Source organism: Glaciibacter superstes DSM 21135, from assembly GCF_000421145.1.
GTDB lineage: Bacteria > Actinomycetota > Actinomycetes > Actinomycetales > Microbacteriaceae > Cryobacterium > Cryobacterium superstes.
In genome coordinates, this window is record NZ_ATWH01000003.1 from 53,414 (window position 1) to 71,334 (window position 17,921).

The 17,921-nt window shown below is 63.9% G+C and carries 17 protein-coding genes; 3 read left to right on the plus strand and 14 right to left on the minus strand.

What is annotated here, in order from left to right:
• Positions 1 to 39 precede the first annotated feature (39 nt).
• The 3 genes from K323_RS0104585 to K323_RS24240 form a co-directional block, all read right to left on the minus strand.
• Positions 40 to 378 (minus strand): hypothetical protein, encoded by a 339-nt coding sequence (locus K323_RS0104585; RefSeq protein ID WP_022884112.1) that lies wholly within the window; start codon positions 376 to 378, stop codon positions 40 to 42.
• Positions 375 to 1,580, minus strand: coding sequence for an inorganic phosphate transporter (locus K323_RS0104590; RefSeq protein WP_022884113.1), 1,206 nt, complete (start codon positions 1,578 to 1,580; stop codon positions 375 to 377). Before K323_RS0104590 ends, K323_RS0104585 begins: the two co-directional genes overlap by 4 nt.
• A 133-nt stretch (positions 1,581 to 1,713) precedes the next feature.
• Positions 1,714 to 2,187, minus strand: a complete 474-nt coding sequence (locus tag K323_RS24240) for an 8-oxo-dGTP diphosphatase (RefSeq protein WP_022884114.1) — start codon at positions 2,185 to 2,187, stop codon at positions 1,714 to 1,716.
• A gap of 60 nt (positions 2,188 to 2,247) precedes the next feature.
• On the opposite strand from K323_RS24240, the gene K323_RS0104600 reads away from it, so the two are divergent.
• A complete protein-coding gene (locus K323_RS0104600; protein ID WP_022884115.1) occupies positions 2,248 to 2,502 on the plus strand; it encodes a mycoredoxin in 255 nt (84 codons plus the stop codon).
• Between the two features lie 35 nt (positions 2,503 to 2,537).
• Here K323_RS0104600 and K323_RS0104605 read toward each other — a convergent pair whose 3' ends face one another.
• The 7 genes from K323_RS0104605 to K323_RS0104635 all read right to left on the minus strand — a co-directional run bounded on the left by K323_RS0104605 (position 2,538) and on the right by K323_RS0104635 (position 10,134).
• Entirely contained in the window at positions 2,538 to 3,566 is a 1,029-nt protein-coding gene (locus tag K323_RS0104605; RefSeq protein WP_022884116.1) for a 6-phosphofructokinase, read from the minus strand.
• A gap of 93 nt (positions 3,567 to 3,659) precedes the next feature.
• Positions 3,660 to 5,843 carry a DEAD/DEAH box helicase gene (locus K323_RS0104610; RefSeq protein WP_022884117.1) on the minus strand — a complete coding sequence of 728 codons (2,184 nt, stop codon included), beginning with the start codon at positions 5,841 to 5,843 and terminating at the stop codon, positions 3,660 to 3,662.
• A gap of 310 nt (positions 5,844 to 6,153) precedes the next feature.
• Entirely contained in the window at positions 6,154 to 6,516 is a 363-nt protein-coding gene (locus K323_RS0104615; RefSeq protein ID WP_022884118.1) for a DUF6804 family protein, read from the minus strand.
• Positions 6,516 to 8,384: a DUF2207 domain-containing protein gene (locus K323_RS0104620; RefSeq protein WP_022884119.1), complete on the minus strand. Its 1,869-nt coding sequence runs from the start codon at positions 8,382 to 8,384 to the stop codon at positions 6,516 to 6,518. Before K323_RS0104620 ends, K323_RS0104615 begins: the two co-directional genes overlap by 1 nt.
• Before the next feature lie 77 nt (positions 8,385 to 8,461).
• Positions 8,462 to 8,770, minus strand: a complete 309-nt coding sequence (locus K323_RS0104625) for a hypothetical protein (RefSeq protein ID WP_022884120.1) — start codon at positions 8,768 to 8,770, stop codon at positions 8,462 to 8,464.
• Positions 8,771 to 8,773: 3 nt separating this feature from the next.
• A complete protein-coding gene (locus K323_RS0104630) occupies positions 8,774 to 9,772 on the minus strand; it encodes a cation diffusion facilitator family transporter (protein WP_022884121.1) in 999 nt (332 codons plus the stop codon).
• Positions 9,769 to 10,134: an ArsR/SmtB family transcription factor gene (locus K323_RS0104635; RefSeq protein ID WP_022884122.1), complete on the minus strand. Its 366-nt coding sequence runs from the start codon at positions 10,132 to 10,134 to the stop codon at positions 9,769 to 9,771. The genes K323_RS0104630 and K323_RS0104635 overlap by 4 nt, the downstream gene beginning before the upstream one ends.
• A gap of 260 nt (positions 10,135 to 10,394) precedes the next feature.
• Here K323_RS0104635 and K323_RS28385 point away from each other — a divergent pair, with 260 nt between their 5' ends.
• Both K323_RS28385 and K323_RS24250 read left to right on the plus strand, forming a co-directional pair.
• Positions 10,395 to 11,042 carry a molybdopterin-dependent oxidoreductase gene (locus tag K323_RS28385; protein WP_022884123.1) on the plus strand — a complete coding sequence of 216 codons (648 nt, stop codon included), beginning with the start codon at positions 10,395 to 10,397 and terminating at the stop codon, positions 11,040 to 11,042.
• Positions 11,039 to 13,195: a heavy metal translocating P-type ATPase gene (locus K323_RS24250; protein WP_022884124.1), complete on the plus strand. Its 2,157-nt coding sequence runs from the start codon at positions 11,039 to 11,041 to the stop codon at positions 13,193 to 13,195. Before K323_RS28385 ends, K323_RS24250 begins: the two co-directional genes overlap by 4 nt.
• 33 nt (positions 13,196 to 13,228) lie before the next feature.
• Here K323_RS24250 and K323_RS0104650 read toward each other — a convergent pair whose 3' ends face one another.
• The 4 genes from K323_RS0104650 to K323_RS0104665 form a co-directional block, all read right to left on the minus strand.
• Positions 13,229 to 14,188 carry a F510_1955 family glycosylhydrolase gene (locus tag K323_RS0104650; RefSeq protein ID WP_022884125.1) on the minus strand — a complete coding sequence of 320 codons (960 nt, stop codon included), beginning with the start codon at positions 14,186 to 14,188 and terminating at the stop codon, positions 13,229 to 13,231.
• Entirely contained in the window at positions 14,181 to 15,443 is a 1,263-nt protein-coding gene (locus K323_RS0104655) for a peptidoglycan DD-metalloendopeptidase family protein (RefSeq protein WP_022884126.1), read from the minus strand. The genes K323_RS0104650 and K323_RS0104655 overlap by 8 nt, the downstream gene beginning before the upstream one ends.
• A complete protein-coding gene (locus K323_RS30650) occupies positions 15,440 to 16,099 on the minus strand; it encodes a M23 family metallopeptidase (protein WP_211219818.1) in 660 nt (219 codons plus the stop codon). Before K323_RS30650 ends, K323_RS0104655 begins: the two co-directional genes overlap by 4 nt.
• A 370-nt stretch (positions 16,100 to 16,469) precedes the next feature.
• Complete coding sequence (locus K323_RS0104665; protein ID WP_425402259.1) at positions 16,470 to 17,030, minus strand: DUF305 domain-containing protein; 561 nt, start codon at positions 17,028 to 17,030, stop codon at positions 16,470 to 16,472.
• Positions 17,031 to 17,921 lie beyond the last annotated feature (891 nt).

Sequence of the window (17,921 nt, forward strand, 5' to 3'; positions counted from 1 at the left end):
CTCCCGTCAGCCGCCACGGCGTGCCCGCGGCGGCGTGGGTCAGCTGCCGCCGTGGAGGGCGGGGATGACCAGGTAGACACCGTAGAGAACCGCGCCGGCACACAGCACAAAGCACACGTACGCGCTGATCAGCGCAAGTCGTTTCTGGCCCGGCGAGAGGGGGTTCGCCTTCGCGGCCTTCCGGGCCCGCTTCGCCTCCTTCTGCGCCTGCTTCTGCGTGAGGATCGTGATCGCACCGGTGAACTCAGCCGGTTCAACAACCGGGATGCGACCGGCGGTCGTCATCAGCCGCAGCCCGAACGCGTAGAGGCTCACAACAATCGCTGCAGCGACGAGCGACGCGACAGCGACAACAAGGAATGCGGCCCAGTCGATCACAGTGCCACCTTCTTACGGTCCTGGCGCGGTGGCTTCCTGGGCGTCTTCCGAATCTTGACGACGCGACCGGCGTCATCAATGTCGTTGATGTTCAGCGCGTTATGGTGCGAGACCTTCTCACGCCGCGACCACCAGAAGATACCGGCGATCACGACTGCTCCGATCACTGCGTCCAAGATGATGCCAATCGGCCCGATGTGCGCCAAACCCGCCGCGAACGCTCCCATGATCGCCGACGCAGGCAGTGTGAGAACCCAGCCGAGCGCGATCTTCCCCGCCATTCCCCAACGCACCGATGAACCGCGGCGACCGAGCCCCGAACCGATTACTGAACCTGATGCAACCTGCGTCGTAGAGAGCGCGAAGCCGAGGTGGCTCGAGGCGAGAATCGTCGCTGCTGTGCTGGTCTCCGCCGCAAAACCCTGGGCAGGTTTGACCTCGGTCAGTCCGCGGCCCATGGTACGGATGATGCGCCAGCCACCGGTGTATGTTCCGATCGCAATAGCCATGGCGCACGCCGCGATCACCCAGAACTCCGGGCCACTCCCGACGGCCTGGAAACCACCGGCGATCAGTGTCAGCGTGATAACGCCCATCGTCTTCTGAGCATCGTTGGTGCCGTGCGCGAGGGCGACGAGCGAAGACGAGAAGATCTGCGCGTAGCGGAACCCACCGCGCCCGTCTGGTTTGCCGATCTCCCTGCGCGTGATCGCGTAGGCAATCTTCGTGGCCGCGAACGCCACAATTCCAGCGATCAATGGAGCGATCAGGGCCGGAAGGATGACCTTCTCGACAACAACGCCGTAGTCAACGGCTCCGAATCCGGCACCGATGATTGCCGCACCGATCAGGCCGCCGAACAGCGCGTGGCTCGAGCTGGACGGCAACCCGCGCAGCCAGGTGATGAGGTTCCAGACGATCGCACCGATCAGGCCGGCGAAGATCAGCTCAGGAGTGATGCTGACGCTGTCTGCACCGTCGCCCTCCTTGATGATGCCGCCCGACACCGTTCTGGCGACCTCGGTCGAGAGAAAGGCGCCGACCAGGTTGAGGACCGCAGCGACAGCGACAGCGACCTTCGGACGCATGGCGCCGGTCGCGATCGGAGTTGCCATCGCATTCGCCGTGTCGTGGAATCCGTTGGTGAAGTCGAAAATGAGTGCCAGTACGATGACCAGCACGACGATGAGGGTGAAATCCACCGGCGTCTTTCTCTATGTGGTGAGCAACCGGAAGCAACCCGTCCCGGCGTTCAATCGAATTTCATGAGCCGTTAATCGGACCCGTCTGATCCTGACACCCACGGGGAGCAAGGTCAACTCAGCCGATATGAATTCAACCGCGGGCAACCACAGACCGCAGGTCTTCGCCGAAGGTGAACCTCTCGAGCACCGGACTGCCGGTCAGCACCCCTGGCAACCAGTGTTTCGCGTCGTCCCACATCTCGTCGACGGGCAGTTCTGCAACGTCAAACCACCGCGGATCCAATTCATCCGATTCGCGCGGCGTGCCCCTCCAGCGCGTGCAGACGAAGACGTTCGACACCTGACTCCAGGCCTCGCGGTGCGGAAACAGGTAGGTCAGCACACCGAGAGGCACGAGATCGGATGCCGCGACCACCAGACCGGACTCCTCCTCGATCTCGCGCACTGCAGCATCCACCGCCGTCTCTCCTCGTTCGAGCTTTCCTCCCAGACCGACGATGTTTCCTTGGCCGAGGCCCTTCTTCTTGCGCCCCAGGAGGACCTCAGATCGCCCATCGGGCGTTACGCGCATGAGATAACACACGCAGACCTGAGGCAGAACCATGTTTTCATCGTAGCCAAGCGACTGGCGAATGCGCCCACTCACCGGAGATAGTCTGAAGGTATGGACTTTGTGCCCGGCTCCGGAACCATCACCATGTTCACCACCACGTGGTGCGGCTACTGCTCGCGCCTCAAGTCCCAGCTGGACCGTGCGGGGATCGGTTACCGCGAGATCAATGTCGAGGAAGTCGACGGAACGTCTGAGCTCGTGATGAGCCTGAACAACGGCAACCGCACGGTACCCACCGTGCTGTTCCCCGACGGCTCGGCCGCCACGAACCCGTCACTCGCACAGGTGCAGGCAAAGCTCGCCTGACCCCGCGCGCGCCTGACTCAGCCGAAGAGCATGACTCAGCCGAAGAGGACAGCGGCCTCGTCGTAGCGTGCCTGTGGCACCGTCTTCAATCCACCGGTTGCGTCGGCGATGCTGACGATGTTGATGTCTGTGCCGGTGAGCGAGACCATTGAGCCCCACTGCTCTGCATAGATTGCATCGATGGCGGCCATGCCGAGGCGGGTGGCCAGCACGCGGTCGTAGGCCGACGGCGCCCCGCCACGCTGAGTGTGACCCAGAACAGTGGCCCTCGACTCGATTCCGGTACGCGCTTCGATCTCCGGTGCGATGAGCTCGCTGATGCCACCGAGCCGCGGGCGATTGAACGCGTCGAGTCCTTTGTGCGAGTGCGCCTCCTCCATGCCAGAGAGGAGAAAGCCCTCCGACACGACGATCACCGGCGCCCTTCCGCGATCCCGCACGTGCTCGACCCACTCGCAGATCTGCTCGATCGTCTTTGGCTGCTCCGGAATCAGAATGGCGTGGGCGCCGCCGGCCATGCCGGAGTGCAGGGCGATCCAGCCGACGTGGCGGCCCATGACCTCCACCACCATGCACCGACCATGCGAGTCAGCTGTGGTTCGCAACCGGTCGATGGCCTCTGTGGCGATCTCCACTGCCGTATCGAACCCGAACGAATAGTCCGTGGCGGCCAGGTCGTTGTCTATGGTCTTCGGCACACCAACGATGCGAAGTCCGGCATCCGTCAGCCGACGCGCCGCGGCGAGTGTGCCCTCGCCGCCGATCGCGATGACCGCATCGATGCCCTCGCCATCGAGTGTGCGCTGGATGTTCTCCGGGCCGCCGTTTTCGCCTTCAAACGGGTTGGTTCGTGAGCTGCCGAGGATGGTGCCGCCCTGGCGGGAGAGGCCACGAACGCTATGGCGGTCGAGCGTCATGAAGTCGCCGTCGACCAGTCCTTTCCAGCCATTATGGATGCCGACGAACTCAGCGTCGTGCACGCGCACGCCCTTGAGCACGGCGCCTCGGATCACGGCGTTCAGGCCGGGACAGTCGCCGCCGCTGGTGAGGATACCGATCTTCATCTGCTGACGCTCCTTCATGCTTACGAAACCATGACGGCGCCGTTACCGTCTACACATCATGGTGGGCAGAGGACCTCCGGCTCAAATCAACGGCTACAGTTGGCCGTCGAGTGCCTGCGTGAGCAGGTAGACCAGGGCGCTGGCCTGTACAGAATCCGCGGTACCGATCTCCTCTTCAGAACCGTCGAGGGCCCGCGCAGCGAGTCCCTGTTTACTGCCGATCAGATCGGCGATCCGAGCGTCGATGGTGTGCGCGGCGATGATGCGCCATGCCGTGACGGGCTCGTCCTGCCCAATGCGGTGCACCCGGTCGATCGCCTGCGTCTGCTCCGCTGCCGTCCAGCTGAGCTCGGCGAGCACCACGTTCGACGCGGCCTGCAGGTTGACGCCGACACCCGCTGCGGTGAGCGAGCAGACGGCGACGGCGACTTCCGGGTCGTTGTTGAAGGCGTCGATCGCGGCCTGGCGTTCGATGGCGGACTGGTCGCCGCGCAGCGAGACCGTGCGCAGCTCGCGCTTCGCGAAGGTTTCCTCCGCGGAGTCCATGACGTCGATGTGCTTCGCGAAGAACACCACCTTGCCAACCGAACGGGCGAGCTGCGCCGCGTAGTCCGCCGCCAAACCGGCCTTGGCCTGACCGATCTTCCGCACCATCGTGAAGACGTTCTCGCCGGTGGTCTGACCCTTCGACTCCTCGAGTTCGGCGTGAGCGACGGCGCGGATGAACGCAGAGCGCTGATCCTCGTCTGGCACCATCGGCGTCGAACCGGTCGAGCGGGCCGCGACGAGAGCGTTGTAGCGGGTGACCAAACGGGCGCCGAGTTCGCGCTCTGCCTGCCGGATGGAACGACCAAGGTCATCGTCGAGTTCGACCGGAAGGTCGGCGATTCGCTTGGCCGGCAGGTCGACGGCCACATCGACCTTGCGCCGGCGCACGATACCGAGGTCGATCACGGCGGCACGCGCCGCGGTGTAGAAGCCGGCGTCGGCGGGCGTGAGTCCCGTCTCCTCCAGTCGCTGCATGAGCTTCGGTGTCGGCCGGTCGCCCTCGATCCAGCCGAGGAACTGCCAGATCGCCCGGAAATCGTCGACATCGTTGATCAGTGGCGTTCCGGTGAGGGCCATCAGGAGCGGGTTGCCGCCCGGAGTGCGACGGCGGATCTGTTCGGCCAGCGACAGCACGTGCTTCGAGCGTTGCGACTGCAGGTTTTTGATAAAGTGCGCTTCGTCGACAACCATCCCCTTGAAACCGAGAGTGCCGAGCCAGGTCAGGTGGCGGTCGAGCACGTCGTAGTTCACGACCACAACGTCGGCGAAGGCATCGAGGGTTTTTCCGTCGCCGTGGATGACGGTCGCCCTGCGGTGCGGGGTCCAGAGTTCCACCTCGCGCGCCCAGTTCATCTTGACGACATTCGGCACGACAGCGAGCAGTGGGTAAGCGCCGGTGACGGATGCCGCGAGCAGGCTCTGGGCCGTCTTGCCGAGACCGGGTTCGTCTGCAAGCAGATAGCTGCGGTGGCCAAGTCTGGCACTCTCGATGAATCGCGCCTGGTGACGCATAAGATCCATGCCCGACGGAGACAACCGGTCGATGGTGGGCTCCTCCGGCAGGTCCATACTGGCCGCCTGGCCACCAGAGCCGTACTCGAAGGACTTGAACAAAGGGCCGAGCAGTTCCCAGTTGGCGAGTCGCCTGGCGGGAGCGGACTGCGGGGCGACCGCAGCGCTGAAGTCGGGCGCCAGGAAGGGGTTCGCCAACTGCCTGGCCTTGACCGACTGGGGAATGACCTGGTTCTGGGAGATCTCCAGCACCGGTTCGGGGGCACGGGTGATAATGAGTTCGTCTGGGCTGAGCTCTGCGCCGGACTCCAGCAGCCAGTCGCGGCGGAAGCGCTGCGCGACGGTTGACACCGAGGCATCCGGTTCGAGCAGGGTGATCAGGCTGGTGTCGCGCGCGGCGGTCTTCGCGAGGATCTGGGCAATGCCGTCGAGGCGCTTGAGCAGTTCGACGCGGTCGGCGTCTGGGACATCCGTGCCGGCCTTCACCCTGGCGCGCTCTTCGCGCATGAGCAGCGCGATGACCTGGAACTTGGTGCGGTTCGTCGGTCCGAGCTTGCCCTTGCCCTGTGCCTTGGCCTCGACCTCACGCACCTTGCGGGCGAGGATAGGGATAATCGGCGCATCGTCGTCGCGCGAACGCGATCGCTGACGCGTGCGATTCTTCTCCGTCGAACCCCTGCTGGCCGATCCTGACGCCTGATGGCGGGTGTATGGCATTCTTCTCCACTAGCCGCGGCCGGTTGACCGCTCTCGTCGGCGGCATCCGTGGACAGTCTCCGATGCGCCGTTTCGATCAAGACGCCGAACCCTGAATCGAGCATCGCGGATCTCAGAACGATGGAACGCTGTCCTGCGATTCACGGTCGAGACGGTGACCGGGTTCATCTGGCGCGGTACCAGTGTACTCCGCGACGGGCCAGGACAACGCCCTCCGCTCCCTCACCGGCTGGGCACCCGAAAATTCACTGGGCACCCACAATTTCAGGTGCCCAGCGCAAGACCGGGTGCCCAGGCCGGGTGACAAGATTCAGCGAGGTCGGCGCGACCCGACCGGCACCTTCGTCAGCACGCCGGTCACGACGAACAGCAGCACTGCGATGAACTGCGCGGACACCCATCCCTGGCCATGCAGCTCGATGACGAAGACCGGGTTCCACAGCACGGCGATCGGCACCATCGCGATCAGCCACCACCAGGCTTTCGCCTGAATCACAAAGACGCACATGATGACCGCGAGAATGCTGACGATGTAGCGGATGACGGTGAAACCGTCGACGTCGAGCAGCGCGAGGCCGGCCAGAAGCGCGATCGCGCCCAGTAGTCCTGGCGCGAGTGCCGGCCTGGTGAATCCTGGGTCTGTCTGCGTCTTCTTCTTCTGCGTGGCCATCATCAGACTCCGCCTCCCCCGCCGCCGCCGCCACCGCCACCGACGGATCCGCCACCGCTGAAGCCGGAGCTTGACGAGCTGGTCGCCGTACCAGACCATGAGCTCGATGTGCTGGCCGAGAACGTACTGATACCCGCGGCGAACATTCCGGCGTTGAACGCCGTCGAACCCGAGTACCACTCCGGCTCAGCACCGCTGGCGGCGTAATAGTCGCCGAGCACGCCTGCCCACTTCTTCTCCTGGCCGAACAGCACGGCGTACGGCAACACCTTCTCATAGAGTTTCAGCACCTGCACCGGGTTCTGCGTGTCGACAACGGCGGCAGGGTCCCCAGCGACGGATGCCGCAGGATCGGGCCGGTAAGGCGAACGCAGTGCGCCTTCCGGGCTCTGCAGCACGCGAATCCGATCGGCTTCCGCCAGTTCGATATACAGTTTGAGGCCCTTCAGGTAGTCGCGGAGTTCGGCCCCGGCCGCGGTCAGCGGCCGGATGCTGGCGAGCATGGACACGGCGATGCCGGCCGAGAGAATGGAGCCGATCAGCGTCAGCAGAGGCCAGACACCTCCGATCTCGTTGCCGAGCGCGATGACGCTGGCGATGAATCCGACAATGCCGGCGAAAATCGCAATCACCACTAGCAGGACGCGCAGCGCGCCGCCCTTCTTCTCCCGCAGACCGTCGGCGTACAGGCGAGACTTCGCCGCCGTCAGCTGCTTGTGGAGTGCTTTCGAGAGCGACGCATTCTTCTTCTTGAGGTCGCGCCTGGTACCCGGTTGGAGGGAGGGAAAGAGGGCGCGCAGAATCGCGAGCTCTGTCTGGTCGAGGCCGTCGTCGTGCACAAATTCGAGCAGGTAGTGGTTCTTGTCCTCGGCTTCCAGCACGCGCACGTTGCCCCGAACGGCGAAGCTGAGGAACTGGGCGGCCATCGCCTTGCCAGGCCTCGCCGAGACGTCTCCGGCCTGAAGCAGGTTGACGCCCTTCGGCGCTTGATATTCGGCGATGATGGTCGGGCGGCCTGGCTGGTTGCGCCACCTGGTGACCCTGGCGATGCCGGCGACAACTGCCGCGGCGAGCGCCGCGAGAGCTCCACCGAGCCCGATGCTCGGAAACGGGCTCGCGGCGAACGAGTCGTCACGCGGAACGAATGTGCCCTCCTCGAAACCGACCACCATGGTCAGGCCCTCGTGAGGCGCAAGATCGGTGGCGGTCGCGTCGACACGCCAGCCGTCGGCATCCGTCTCACTGTTCAGACCGTCGCACTCGGTTGCCGAGGCCTCTGTACCCTGGAAGCAGGTCACATCACCGGTGAGTTTCGGCGCGATGGCCGCGTGGACCTGCAGCGTTGCAGACACCTCGCCGAACGGCTGGTCCCAGCCGGTTCCGTTGACCTCCCAGTAGAACTCTTCATCGTCGGTGTCATCGGGGAAGAGTGTGACGTTCTCCTGCGAGTAGGTGATGACGTAGGTCTGGGCGCCGTGAACGTAGTCGTCTGCAGCAATCGTGACCAGGAGGAATCCGTCTTCCTCCTCCGTCTCGAAGCTGCGTGCTGCGCCGTTCTCGTCGGTCACGCTCTCGATATCGAGGCCGGTCGGATGGCCGTCATAGTGCGTCGGAATTGCGCGACGGATGCCGCGGTTCTGGTCGATCTCTGGGAACCGCGCGACGATGGTTTCCGTCGTTTCCATGGTCGAGCGCCCGTCGGGCGTGATCGCGAGTCGGTAGTCGGCGTGCATCGAGTCGAAGGTGAAATCGCTGGTGTCCTGCGCCACCTGAATCGGCTGGGTGGCCATGGCAGCCCCCGGCGCGGCCAGCCCGAGAACTGCGATTCCCGCGATGACCACTACGGCGAGGAGGTGAACCGGTCTGGGCATCCAACAACCCTATCGAGCGGTGACCTGTCTCGTCTTCTCGTCACATCGAATAGATCAGGAACACCATTGCGGGGCAGTCAGCCGCGGCTTTCAAAGGCCGCTGTCAACTGCTCGATTGTGGGAAGACCAGCCAGGCCACTGGGTGTCAGGTAGATTCTGCAGGCCAGGTCGTTCGTCCGCCCCTCTGTTGGAAACAGATCGATACCGTCGACGGTGATCGTGGGAGACCCTGAGAATGGAACGCCCGCCGCTTCGCCCGGCGTCCGCAGCAGCATGGCCACGACGGTCACATCGTCATGACCCGTGGCACGCAACGCCGCCGTCACTCGACGGGTTGCATCTTCCCAGTTCGGGCAGTCTTCTATGTGCAGGACTTCGACTCTCATGATTCAATTCTCCCTCGTGGTGCGACGTGCGACTAGCTGTGGACTCAGCTGCACAAGGCCGACGCTGGGTAGTGCGCTGCGGAGGGCGTCATCCGCTTCGCGCTCAAGCAGTTGGAAGCTCCCGACCGACATACTCGAATCGATCGCCACCCGGGCGCTGACCGATAGGCGATGACCGGTCCAACGAAGACGCACGACGTCAACGCGCTCCACACCGGGCCGGGTTTCGAGAGCCTTCTCCGCCGAGGCCACGAGTTCCGGGTCGACCGCATCGAGCAACCGGCGGCCGATGTCGCGAGCCGTTCCCCAGAGCAGGATCACGATCGCTGCGGTGATCACGAGTCCGACGATCGGGTCGGAAAGCGGGAATCCGAGCCAGACGCCGATGGCACCGGCGACGACAGCCAGGGACGTGAACCCGTCTGTGCGGGCGTGAATGCCATCGGCCACGAGTGCAGCAGACCCGATGCGACGCCCGACGCGGATGCGGTAGACAGCCACAAGTTCGTTTCCAGCGAAGCCGATGATCCCGGCCGCGAGTACCCAGCCCAGGTTTGTAATCGGTTGTGGGTTGATGAGCCGGGCAATCGACTCATAGCCGGCGAGGATCGCCGACAGGGCGATCATGGCGACAATAAATAGCCCGGCCAGGTCTTCAGCACGACCATAACCGTAGGTGTAACGTCGGGTAGCCGCTCGGCGCCCCAACACAAAAGCGATCCAGAGGGGTACCGCCGTGAGGGCGTCGGAGAAGTTATGGATCGTGTCCGCCAGGAGCGCCACGGAACCGCTGACGAGCACGACCAGGAGTTGGAGTGCGGCGGTCGCGCCGAGCACGACCAGGCTGATCTTGACCGCGCGAATCCCCTGTCCGCTAGATTCCATCGCGTCATCGATCGAATCCGCCGCGTCGTGGCTGTGCGGCATGAAGAGACCGTGCAAGAAACCTCTGACTCCCGTCGGATGGGAGTGGACGTGGTCGCTCTCCGCGCCCTTGCTCATGACGCGACTGCGGAGTCACCGTGGTGATGCCGCGGCAGACCTCCCAACGAGTGCTCGGCCTGGAAGATGGCGTCGGTCACCAGCTGGCTCGCGTGCTCGTTTCCCAGTCGATAGAACACGCGCGTACCTTGCTGGCGCGTGGCAACGATGCGTGCAAGCCGGAGCTTTGCCAGATGCTGAGATACGGATGCCGGCGTCTTGTCCAGGATGTCGGCCAGATGGTTCACCGAGAGTTCTTCATCACGCAGAGCAAGAACGATGCGCACGCGCGTGGCGTCGGCGAGCATCGCGAACACCTCGACGGCGAGTTCCACGTATTGGCTGTCGGGGTCTCGTCCACAAACCTGCTTATCTGCATCCATACGCAGATTATTGCATAAATCCTGCAGTTTGCGGCATGCCGATCCGCTCGTGTCATCGGTGACGAACAACTAACGGGTCGAAAAGTTCGGCGTCGGGAGAGTCTGGTCATGAATTCAAATACCGCCACCGTGCCTGCTCGAACCAAACGACCGTGCAAGCGGCTCTGGGGGCTCGCTGCCGTCGTCGGCGTCGTAAGCGCTGCGGCAGTTCTCGCGGTAGCCGAACTCGTCGCACTTGTCGTCGCAAGGATGGCAGTCCGGTGCTGGCCGTCGGATCCTTCGTCGTCGACATCGTTCCACGATGGGCTAAGGAGTTCGCCATCGCGACGTTCGGCGCAAACGACAAGGTCTTCCTCTTGGGATCCATCGGCCTCGCGGTGGTCATTGCGGCGGCCATTGCCGGAGTGTTGGAGTTCATCAAGCCACCGATTGGAGTTGTGACCCTGGTTCTGACCGGAGCGCTGTCGGTGGCGGCGATTTTTACCGTCGCCGTCGCGGTGGCGTCCGCGGTGGTGGGAATCGGGTCGCGGGTCATCTCTGCGGCAACATCGTCACCGTACGGCATCCGTGACGCACTAAGGCTTCCCGCACCGCAATCCACGGTGACGGTGCCGCCCGGCGCCGACCTGGACATCCCTGTTATCTCGTCGCTATTCACTCCGAACGCGGACTTCTACCGGGTGGACATCGCCCTCACTGTGCCGTCGATCCACCCAGCAGAGTGGAGCCTCAAGGTCAGCGGGATGGTGGATCACGAGGTGACGCTGAGTTTTCAGGATCTCCTCGATCTCGTGGTCGATGAATACGTCATCACGTCAACGTGTGTCTCCAGCGGTTGGCAGCGCGCGCTGATTCGCGTGAAATCGAACTTGACGTATACCCATAGGGGGTATACTCTAAGCGTATGAGCGAGTCACATCACAAGCACGGCACAACCCACGAGCACGAGTCGATGAATCACGCGGCGATGGGCCAGGATGGCATGGGCTCAGAGACAGATCACGCGGGTCACGGCGGTCATTCTGGTCATGAGGGTCACGGCGGTCACGGCGACCATGTTGGCCAGTTCCGCCGCCTGTTCTGGATCATGCTGGTCATCGCCGTCCCGGTCATCGTGTTCAGCGGCATGTTCGCGATGATCCTGGGCTATTCGCTCCCCGACGTTCCGCTGATCTCGTGGATTTCGCCTGTGCTCGGCACCGTTATGTACATCTGGGGAGGTCGTCCATTCCTCACCGGTGCCGTGTCCGAGTTGCGGTCCCGTAAACCGGGCATGATGCTCTTGATCGGACTCGCGATCACTGTTGCGTTCCTGGCCTCCTGGGGCGCGAACCTCGGCATCCTCGACCATGAACTCGACTTTTGGTGGGAGCTTGCGCTCCTGATCGTGATCATGCTGCTCGGCCACTGGATCGAGATGCGATCACTGGCACAGACATCCACTGCCCTGGAGTCCCTGGCGGCACTTATCCCCGACGAGGCCGAGCGCATCGACGGCAGAGAGATCGTCGTCGTCTCCCCCTCCGAACTCGCAGTCGGCGATGTTGTCATCGTGCGGCCCGGCGGACGGGTGCCGGCGGATGGCGAGGTGACCGAGGGGACAGCGGATGTCGACGAGTCGATGATCACCGGAGAATCCCGGCCGGTCAGCCGAGGTCCCGGAGACCACGTTGTCGCCGGCACCGTCGCAACCGACACCGCCATCCGCGTGCGTGTGAGCGCGGTCGGCGATGACACCGCCCTCGCCGGCATCCAGCGCCTTGTCACCGAAGCGCAGAACTCGTCATCTCGCGCGCAGCGCATCGCCGACACGGCCGCCGGTTGGCTGTTCTGGTTCGCGCTCGGCGCCGGCGTACTCACCGCGGTCGCCTGGACACTGCTCGGCAACCCGGATGACGCCGTCATCAGAACAATCACCGTGCTGGTGATCGCCTGCCCGCACGCCCTCGGCCTCGCTATCCCCCTGGTGGTCTCGATCGCGACCGAACGAGCCGCGAAGGGCGGCGTGTTGATCAAGGACCGCCTGGCGCTGGAGAGCATGCGGACCGTGGATACCGTGTTGTTCGACAAGACCGGCACCCTGACGAAGGGCGAGCCGGTTGTCTCCAGGATCACCGTTGCCGGCGCCGCTTCGGAGGAAGAGGTTCTCGCTCTGGCCGCCGCGGTCGAGGGCGACAGCGAACATCCCCTTGCCAAGGCGATCGTGGCGGCGGCGAAAGCTCGAGGCGTGACGGTCCCGAGGGCCTCCGGATTCCAGGCATCGACCGCTGTCGGCGTGACCGCCACGGTCGATGGCAAGGACGTCAGCGTCGGCGGCCCGAGCATGCTCCAAAACCACGGCGCACGCCCGCTCGAGGCGAGCGAGACGTGGAAGGAGGATGGTGCGATCATCCTGCACGTTCTGTCGAATGGCGAAGTAATCGGGGCGTTCGGCCTGGCAGACGAAGTGCGGGAGGAATCCCACCAGGCGGTCGACGCGCTACACGCGCTCGACATCCAGGTCGTGATGATCACAGGCGACGCCGAGGCCGTCGCCCAGTCGGTTGCGGCCGAGTTAGGCATCGACCGCGTCTTCGCCGGCGTGCACCCGGAGGACAAGGCCGAAAAGGTCGCGGAGTTGCAGCGCGAGGGCCGCAAGGTCGCGATGGTCGGAGACGGCGTCAATGACGCTCCTGCGTTGGCCCAGGCAGATGTCGGCATCGCGATCGGGGCGGGTACGGATGTCGCCATCGCGTCGGCGGGTGTCATCCTCGCCAGCGACGACCCACGATCCGTTCTCTCCGTGATCGAGCTCTCCCGCGCGAGCTACCGCAAGATGAAGCAGAACCTCTGGTGGGCGGCTGGATACAACCTGATCTCGGTCCCCCTCGCGGCCGGCGTGCTGGCACCGATCGGTTTCGTGCTTCCGATGGCGGTGGGGGCGCTGCTCATGTCCGCCTCGACGATCGTCGTTGCGCTCAACGCCCAACTGCTCAGGCGCCTGGACCTCCGCCCGGAGACCAGCACGAAAGCGGCACTCGCCGCCTCCCCCGCCGCGGACAGGGAGCCAGCCCGCGTGTAAGCAACTGGAATGAGTGCCTGGCCCCGAGACCGGTCACTTCGGAACGAGTACGGTGCCCGTTGCACCGAGGTCGTCGCTGGCGACGATTCCTCGCGCATCTGCGATGAGGATCCATGGTGTGCTTCCGACGACGTATCCGAGCGCCTCCGGCGTTCCTTCGGTCTGACCAGTCATCGACCAGGTGCCAGCCTCGATGCTTGTGCTCCAGATAGCCCCCTGCGTGTCGATGCCCACCATGTTCCCGCTCTCGGCGTCGCCGGCGGCGATGAGGAACAGGGCGGGAGCCGCGGACACCGGTTCAAAGGAGCGCCCGGTGTCGTTACTCACGAGGAGGCCGTCAGCTGTCGTCGCGTAGAGGCGATCCGGATTGGCACGATCGGCTGCCAGATCCCGCAATTGTATGGATGCCCGGGCCGTCCATGTCGCGCCGTCGTCGTCGCTCACCTGGATCATGCCACCAGTCGCGTCGTAGCCGTAAATGCGAAGCGCGCCATCCGGCAGAGTTACCGCGTCGAGATCGTGGAAGTCGGTTTCACCACGAAGCGAGAGTGTCCCCCAGGTTTTCGCGCCATCGGTACTGGAGATCAGTCCCAGATTCGGCGGGTTCAGGTCCGGTTGCTCGACAGGGTCGGGATGACCCGATGCCAGGAGAAGTCCGGGTGCTGCGACGGTGAATCCCATCGTGTCCTGAGCGCGACCGGCGATCTGGACCCGATTCACCCCGGAGTCACGCTCCGCGCCGTCCAGATAGTCCTCTGGCAGTTGACCGGTGGGGACGAGCCAGACACCGTTGTGCGTTGCCGCGTACGTCTCACCGGTGGTCGGGTCGGCGCCCAGGCCATGAGTGTGCCCGAAATCGGCGGCTCCGTTTGCTTCCAAAGATTCAGGAGCGCCAGGTACGGCGGCGCATCCTGCAAGAACGATCAGAACAGCTCCAGCTAGGACGATCACCATACTGCTGCGTCGGTCTTGTGCTTCTGTACTTTTAGCCAAGGGTGACTCCTCGTGCGCTCATGAACGGTTGTGGGTCGATGCGGGCGCCGTCGACCCGCACTTCGAAATGAGAATGGCAGCCGCTTGATGCGCCAGTCGTGCCGACGAGAGCAATGTTTGCGCCCGCATCGACGTATTGGCCTTCGTTGACGAGGATGCTGCTGTTGTGCGCATATCCGGTTTGGACGCCGTTTCCGTGGTCGACAAGTACCCAGTTTCCGTAGGTGCCGAGCCAGCCGGCATAGATGACGGTGCCACCCGTTGCGGCGTAGATTGCGCGGCCGCATCCGGCGGCGATATCGGTGCCGTAGTGGAAATTCCCCACCCCGGCAACAGGCTTGTCCGGGCGTGGACCGAAACGATCGCTGATCCAGCCCGACACGGGCAGCGCCCAACCCTGGTCGCTGAGCTGCCCCGAGTCCAGTCCGCCGTCTCCCCCGCCACCGCCAGCAGCGGCTGCCGCTGCAGCTTCGGCCGCGAGGCGAGCTTGTTCGCCCTTCTCGAAGTCGGCTTCCGTGGCGGCACGGTTCTCCGTGAGTACTGCCAGTTGCGCGTGCAGGGTGGTCGAGTACTGCTGCTGTTCTGCGAGCTTCGCTTCGACCGCGGCGCGGGCGGCGATCGCTTCAGTCAGGGCCGCTTCGGCCTTCTTCGCCAGCCCTCCGAGCACCTCCTTCGCCACTTTCGCCTGGTCGGTTATCGCGGTTGCCGAGTTCCGGTCGGTGGCGGCCTTTTCATAGATCAGGCTTGTGCGTTCGGTGAGCTTGCTCATGGAGCCCAGCTTGGAGAGCAGGTCGTCCGCGTTCTTTCCCTCGAGGAAAAGGGTCATCGAGAGATCGGTGCCTCCTGATCGGGCGAGCATGGATGCCAGTCGTCCGGCCTGCGCCCCAGACGCGTCGGCACGAGCTGAAGCCTCATCCGCTTGTCCCTGGAGCAGGGTGGCGCGGTAGGTGGCCTCATCGAAGGCGCCCTGCGCGCGCTCGTACTCGGAGCCTCGGCGAGCAGCGAGTGCCTGAGCGGTGGCAACCTCACCGGTCAACCCTGCGATGAGGTTTGTTAGCTCGGTGATCTGCGTCTGCTTGGACGCTTCGTTCGACCGTGCGTTCTCCACATCAGACCATGACGGATACTCCGCGGCCGCCGCAGGCTGAGTTATCCCGAGGGTGCCGATGAGAGCGAGTGCCGCGACCACGGCCCACCACACCCTCTTGTCGGCGTTCCGTGTTCCACGTTGCGATCGCGATGTGTTGCGTCTCATTCTGGGCGAACCCTTTCTGTCAGCCATACGAAGGGATCTGTGGGTGTTGTGCCGTCGAGCAGGACTTCGAAGTGGAGGTGAGGACCGGTACTTTGACCGGTGTTACCGACGTTGCCCACCACTTGTCCGACTTTGACGGGTTGGCCGACCTCGAGGGTGAGGGAGCCTTCGCTCATGTGGGCGTAGACGCTGCTGACGAGTTCGCCGTCGACCATGTGGTCGATGACGACGTAGACGCCGAGTCCGCCATCGTCGGTTTCTGATACTTCTCGCACCACTCCGTCAGCGATGGCTTGAATCGGCGAGTCCACGCCCGGGTTCATGTCGATGCCTTTATGGAACGTGGAGCACCCGCCGCACGGTGCACTGCGCGGACCGAAGTCCGTGGTGATCGGCACTCCGGTGAGGAACGGCCACTGGATCGCACCCAGATAGTTGACGTATGTGGCGGCGGTCTGGGTGTACGCGGCGCGGGTCGGCACCTTCTCGATCGTGTATCCGTCGCGCTGGACGGCCACCGATGCACCGGTGCCGACCGTCAGGGTCTGAGCCGGATCGCTGGGGGAGTCACTCGCAGTCACCATGCGGGGGGCGTCGGGGTTCACGGCCAGGGCCGGTAAGGAAACGCTGATGGTCAGGAGTGCGACGAAACTCATTGCCACGGCCGCGAATGCGCGTTGCCGCGCGTGAGGCTGCTTCGTTCTCTTGGCCATGTGTGACCGGCGTGATCGGGTTGCAGGTGCTCGCCGCGGGCGGGCGCGACGACCGTGGGTTACGGCAGCGCGTAGTTCTCGGCGGGTCGGCAGCGATGAGGCGACGCTGGCGGGGATGTTTTCATCCATTCGCGTCCTCCGCCGGTGTGCAGGGAGCGATGGAGGTTGTTGCGACGTTTCTGATGGGTCTTCCTTACGATCAGGCCAGTCATGGCCAGGGCAAGTGAGGTGGGTGGGGACGCTCTAGGCACAGAAAGGGGTCCCCACCCGGGAGCGCGGCAAATGGGGGACGCCGACTCCGGCTTGGGATGGCCTACAGGGAGGCGAGGAGATCTTTCATGACGTCAATCTCTTCGGTCTGCGTCGTGACGATCTGCTCTGCCATCACTTTCGCGTCCGAGTTCTGACCGCCGTCCAGTTCGGTCTGTGCCATGTCGATGGCGCCCTGGTGATGAACCATCATCTGCTCCAGGAACAACGTGCTCGCCTGGGCGCCCGATGCGTTATCGAGGGCTTTCATGTCGTCGTCGGACATCATGCCGTCCATGCCGTCGTCCATCCCGGACATGCCGCTGTCGTCGGACCCCCAGTCGGTGAGCCATTCCTGAAGCTGTTTGATCTCCGGTTCCTGTGCCGCCTTGATTTCGGTGGCGAGGTCGAGAACCTTCTGGTCGATTCCATCCTTGGCCAGGATGACGTCACTCATTTCGACGGCTTGTTCATGGTGCGGGATCATCATTTGCGCGAACATCACATCGGCCGCATTGAACGGAGCCGTTGCGCTCGGCGCCGTGGTTGTCTCTTCGGTACTACCGCCCATGTCCATGCCGGGCATGTTGCCGGTGCAGGCGCTGAGGGTGAGGGCTGTTGCCACTGCGGCAGTGGCCAGAAGGTATTTGCGTGGTCTGAGCATCGTTCTTTCCGTTCATCGTCAATCGTTACGAACCGATTCGCCGCTGAGCGCGACGAAGCCACGCGCGAACTGAGGCGCGTGGGCGAAGATTCGGTCTAGGTGCGACTGATGGAAAGGACGGTCAGATTCGGGCGATGAATGCCCGATGGGGTGCGAAAGAGTGAAAGGACTGTGCGACCGCCCGCGTCGAGAAGGCGACGATACAGTGCCGGTCGGCTGGCGAGGACGACTATGGAAGCGAGAACAAGCAACACGACGCACATCATCGCCATGAGAGCGCAATCTACCAGGCAGTTTTCACCGCAAGTGACCAAACCGTCGTGCGCGTGCGTTATAGCAGCCACGGTGGCAAGACCAGCGACGGCAACCGTTTCCTGAAGGCCCGGGGAGCCATCGTGGCCGCCATGAGCAGATGCGGTCGTAGCGGGAAGCGGTTCGCTGGCCGCGCTTCCTGTGCCTGCTGAATGCATGGCTAAGAGCCCGAGCAGCATGGCAACGGCAGCCACCACCGCAATGAGGGTCGAGAGGACAACATGCTTCCGGGAATGGCCCGCGAACGGGGTCCTACTCAGATTCATGTCACCTCAATTCGATGCCGGAATGGCGTACTCGCCGGGCAGATACCCCCACACAGTACCTTATTGCCCTCGACTCCGCCTGAAGAAACGCTGCCCTCGCCGTCGGAAGGACCGCAAGCCCCAGTGACTCAGTGCATCCCAGCGCTGACCTCGGCGGCTATCTCATCGACACGAACCGCGGGCTCTGGCATGCCGACCAGGTCGTCCTCGCCATAGGCCCATAACACCTTCAGCGGGCTCTTGAATGTTCGCGCGGATTCTTGACACGGAAGAC